This is a genomic window from Cupriavidus basilensis (assembly GCF_029335485.1).
GTDB lineage: Bacteria > Pseudomonadota > Gammaproteobacteria > Burkholderiales > Burkholderiaceae > Cupriavidus > Cupriavidus basilensis_E.
In genome coordinates this window covers 1-4,396 of record NZ_JARJLM010000423.1, presented here as the reverse complement: position 1 = coordinate 4,396, position 4,396 = coordinate 1, and the positions used below count along the sequence as shown (strand labels likewise).

The following is a 4,396-nucleotide window of genomic DNA, read 5'->3' as shown; positions in this document are numbered from 1 at the left end:
TGGTGTAGAGCACGCTGGAGTTCGCCGCGCCGGCGGTAGCTACACCTGTCGCGACGTACTGCACGAAGTACGACAGGGTGGCGGAGCCGGCGGTGATCGCAACCGACTTCGAGTTCTGCGACGCGTCGGCGAAGCCTGCCTTGATCGCGGTGGCGTCCGAGTTCAGCAGGCCCAGCTGGACGTTGGTGGCGCCACCGGCGGTCAGGATCAGGTTGCCGGTCGTGCTGTCGGTGGTCGCGCCCGCCTCGAAGAAGGTGTGCACGTTGCCCGAGTTCGGCGTGCAGTTCGTCAGCGCGATGTTGAACGGCGTACGACCGGCCGTCTGCCCGGCGGTGGCCAGGGTCGAGCTCGACACGGTCGGTAGCGTGACCGTGAAGTTGTTCGAGCCACCACCGTTACCGTTGATGGTGCAGGTCTGCGCAGTGATATTACCGTTGAAGGTAATGGTGCCATCGGCTGCCAGCGCATTCTGGGAGAGGGCGATGACGCCGGCGGCGATCATGGTGGACAACAGTTTCGTTTTCATGGGTGAACCTCAAAGAGAAGAATGAAACCAAAGAAAGCATGCGGGCGGCCTATTTATCGCCGAGGCACGCAACTACTTCACAATTTCGCCCGTAAATAAATAGAGCAAAAAGGTCCTTTGCAAACTCAAGAGATGGTATTCAATGATTTCCCATCCAGAGCGGTAATTCTGAGATGTGGACGACATCCTCCGTAATTCATCGCCAGGAGGAGAAAAGTGTCCTAGTATCCAGCACGCTTATCAGACAAAACAGCCCGAGGCAGATGTGCGTAGACTTCCCCGATCTGCGCCTGCGGGCGCCCGATATAGAACCCCTGGACTTCGATGTCTCCGCGCGTGGTTAGCCATTCGAGTTGCGCTCCGGTTTCAACCCCTTCAACGACTACCCGAAGTTGCAATCTCGCGCACAGATCGAGGAGTGCCTCAAGAACAATGCAACTTCGCTCACCGGTCGGGATTCCTCGAAGGAAGGATTTGTCGAGCTTTATTCCGTCAATTCGCATAGAACTCAATGCTGAAAAGGGCGGATAGGCAGAGCCGAAGTCATCGCACATGAGGCGAATCCCAAGTCCTTTCAGAGGATCCGTAAATTCCCTCAGAGAAAGCAGTGTCGAAGCGTCGTCCGTCTCGACAATCTCGAAGTCGAATCTGCTGGGTTCCACATGATAATGCCCTGTGATCGCCGTAATCCGTTCGATCAATCTTTCATCGACCAAAACCGACGGCTCCATATTGACGGCAATATGGGTTGGAATTATTTGATTTCTTTCTTCCAAAAAAGCCAATTCCTTGCAGGCGGACTCGAAAACAAAATAAAAGGTCTCGCGCGCAAGTGCCTCATCAGAGAATGCGTGACGAAACGCACCGGGCAGCAGCACCCCGTAAGTCGGGTGGTGCCAGCGCAGCAGACACTCTACGCTGGTGACAGAGGCATTTTTCGCGCGCCATATTGGCTGAAAAACGAGGCCAAATTGCTCTGAGATCAATCCTTCATGTACGCGTTTTACAATGGCCCGAATGCCGGCTTCCCGAATGCCGGCTCGAGAGCCGTCGACAAGAAATATATTACCGGCGCCCTGTACCATCCCGTTCCCCTGTATTTCCAAGTTCTTCATGCGCTTTATCCATCTTTTCCGTCAATGGATAATAAGAGAGTGCGAATTCGGCTCCCCAAATCAATTGGTTCGAGATGAAATCTATCTGGATCGAACGCTCCGACCCACATGCGCAGCGTGTGCATGCACCATAGACTTCGGCTCCAATGGCCGTTATTCATTGATATGCGGTGCTACGCGATGCCAGCAGGTGCTGTCGGGTATATTTGTTGGGGAGAATTATGACCGAGAGGATCCGAGATCAGGTCGGAGTGGTGTCTAATGATAATTGAGTCCGTTCTCAATGTGCAGAGACGTCCGTATGCGTCGGGAACGCGAAGTGGGAAGCTATGTTTAGATGGTTTTCCCGCTTTTTTTGTAAATTGTTATTGTATGAATAACCAAGCCTAAGTGAGCGAATAAAATATCACATATACGCACATATTTTGTAACAGTTATTCAATTTCGGGTGAGAATTCGACCGGGTCAATGCAGTCTTTGAAAACGAGCTTGGTGAGCGTCGGTATGTTCTAGATGGACAACCGCGCTACATCCGCCTCCAGGTATGCGGCAATCTTGGGGGGGCTCGCATATTGCTTGCCTGCGCTGTTCCCCCGCTCGCCGGACGTGCGGATCAACTCGCTGAGATGCTAGTCGGTCCCCGGGCAAGACTGCCGAACCGCTCGGTGACATGTACGCTTTTGTGGGCAGGGCGCGGGCGGGAAGTTGGCGGCCTTGATGGCGTCGGTTGAAATCAAGAAGGTGGACTAGACGTGTGCGCGATGGGACGGTCAATGCCTTCTCGCCCTATGCGAGTGCGCGAGAGCGAATGCCTGAGTGGACGCGACAGAAGAGACTCTCCTGACGGCCTGTTCTACTCCCATGATTTCGAATACTCGTGGTCGCGAAAGAGTTCGGGTAGGCCGGAAACCTGTTTAAAACGAAACACCTCATCCTTGTCCATTCCGAGCTCGTTGGCTACGTCGGCATCGCTCCAGCCTTTGCACAGAAGCACGGCTACGATGTCGGTCATCGGCAATACCGCATGGACTCCCCTGGCGCGATTGTGCCGAATCGTTGCTGCAATCCGGTCCTTGGCGTCGCCGCGGCTCTCGCGAATTGTGACGATGGGCAGATAGCCATGCAGCCTGGAGCGAATATCTGCAGATTCCTTGCCCACGCGCTGACGGTGAAATCCGTCGACAACAGTATGACGGCCCTGCAAACAGTGGGTCACGATAGGCTGGGTGTATCCGTCAGCGCGGATTGAATATTCAAGTAGACGCATTTCGGCTGGTGCAACCGTATTCGGATTGTAGTCATTGCCTTGAACCAAATCCCCCGTGACCCATTGCACGCAGTCCGTGGGCTCGCCGACGAAGGGGCTGTGGGCATGCAGGAGACGACGTAACGTGTTGATGACCTCGACTTTCTCGGCGAGAGGCAAATCATCGAGTTCCCGAAAAAGGGACGCCGCGCGAGCGGTCAGATTGCTCTTATTCGGCATGGCAAGAGACATGAGCCGCTTTCTCCAGCATCACCCATTGACCGCGGGTGCTGCGAATGCAAAATCCATGAGGCTCGAAGTAGCGGACGGATGGCTCCGGCACGCGAGTCGTCGCTGACACTCCCAACGCTTCGATGTGTATCAGTACTCTTCGGCGCAACTCCCCGAACAGTCCCCGACCGCGCGCCTCGGGGCGTACGTAGCCGTCGCGTATCCGAACGACATCTGGTTGCTCCTCAATACTGATGAATCCTGCGACACGCCTGTCGGCCCTGCGAAGGGCTACGAACCAACGGTACAACGGACCATCGTTCAATGGATACCCACCACAATCGCGGCGGACGCGCGGGCTAGCAAAGAAGCGCCCCATGAGAGCGAAGAACAATGCCTCATCGTCAAATGAACGCAAGTCCATGAATTCGTAATCGACAAATGGTTTCATTCCGCGCCTCCTGCCGCGGAGGCCAGCATATCGACGTCACGACGCGCGAAGCCGAAAGATAGGGAGCGCGCCATGTCCTGCTTGAGCAGCGCCAGGGCGACACGACGCCAGGAAGGCTGGGTTTTCTTGTTTTCCAAGGCGGGTATCCCGGCGTCTGGCCAGCGCTCAAGAGGGTAGTCGTGCTGCGCCCACCAGTGGACGAAGCGCGCGATGCGCCGTCCGTAGACGTCGCGAAGCGGCTTGGGTAGGCTGGCGAGGAGAAAATGACTGTACTGTTTCCACGAACTGAAGGTCGGCGGGAGCCCGAGTCCGCCTCGGTACCCCAGCAATCGCTGACGGCAGTAGCGGGCGGCATAATTCGCACCTTCCACGCGAAGAGCCAGACGAAACCAAGTATCGGGCTCGATCTGGTGGAACAGATCCAGGCCTTTTCGCTGATCGTCGCCATAGGGCTGGCAGATGCGCATCTGTGAAAACGGGACTCCGGCTAGATACATCAAGTCATAGAGCCGGTTATAGGCCACGCCATGCTCGCCGACATAACGCCACAGGTCTTCGAAGCGCCAGTCGTAGACTGGAAAGAACGTAACAGCCCGGCTGTCGGAGTTGTCCCTCGAACTCCACTGGATCGGCGTTTGCGAATCAGGAACTGCCCACGCTCGCTTCTTGATCTTGGCGCTACGCTTTACTGCTAGATAACGGTTCAGGGATTCGTCGGCGCGGATACCAACCAGAATGGCGGTGGACTTGTCGCGGGCCAGCCACTCATTGAAGGCGGGGATGAACTCCTCGAACTCCATGCGGTAGCGATAGAAGGGGAAGAATGC

The 4,396-nt window shown here is 55.9% G+C and carries 5 protein-coding genes; all 5 read right to left on the bottom strand.

Features of this window, described 5'->3' with window-relative positions; all coding sequences use genetic code 11:
* On the bottom strand, positions 1-526 hold a 526-nt coding region (locus P3W85_RS25160), incomplete at its 3' end, for a fimbrial protein (protein ID WP_276266754.1).
* A 221-nt stretch (positions 527-747) separates the two neighbouring features.
* Complete coding sequence (locus P3W85_RS25155; protein ID WP_276266753.1) at positions 748-1,641, bottom strand: EAL domain-containing protein; 894 nt, start codon at positions 1,639-1,641, stop codon at positions 748-750.
* A gap of 853 nt (positions 1,642-2,494) precedes the next feature.
* Complete coding sequence (locus P3W85_RS25150; RefSeq protein ID WP_276266752.1) at positions 2,495-3,139, bottom strand: IbrB-like domain-containing protein; 645 nt, start codon at positions 3,137-3,139, stop codon at positions 2,495-2,497.
* Positions 3,117-3,569 carry a GNAT family N-acetyltransferase gene (locus P3W85_RS25145; protein ID WP_276266751.1) on the bottom strand — a complete coding sequence of 151 codons (453 nt, stop codon included), beginning with the start codon at positions 3,567-3,569 and terminating at the stop codon, positions 3,117-3,119. The genes P3W85_RS25150 and P3W85_RS25145 overlap by 23 nt, the downstream gene beginning before the upstream one ends.
* Positions 3,566-4,396: DUF3440 domain-containing protein (locus tag P3W85_RS25140; RefSeq protein WP_276266750.1), on the bottom strand; the 831-nt coding region annotated here is incomplete at its 5' end. The genes P3W85_RS25140 and P3W85_RS25145, both read right to left, overlap by 4 nt.

Excerpts from the sequence above, each read along its gene's own strand:
- P3W85_RS25145 (WP_276266751.1), bottom strand. The coding sequence starts at position 3,569 with ATGAAACCATTTGTCGATTACGAATTCATGGACTTGCGTTCATTTGAC.
- P3W85_RS25155 (WP_276266753.1), bottom strand. The coding sequence starts at position 1,641 with ATGAAGAACTTGGAAATACAGGGGAACGGGATGGTACAGGGCGCCGGT.
- P3W85_RS25150 (WP_276266752.1), bottom strand. The coding sequence starts at position 3,139 with ATGTCTCTTGCCATGCCGAATAAGAGCAATCTGACCGCTCGCGCGGCG.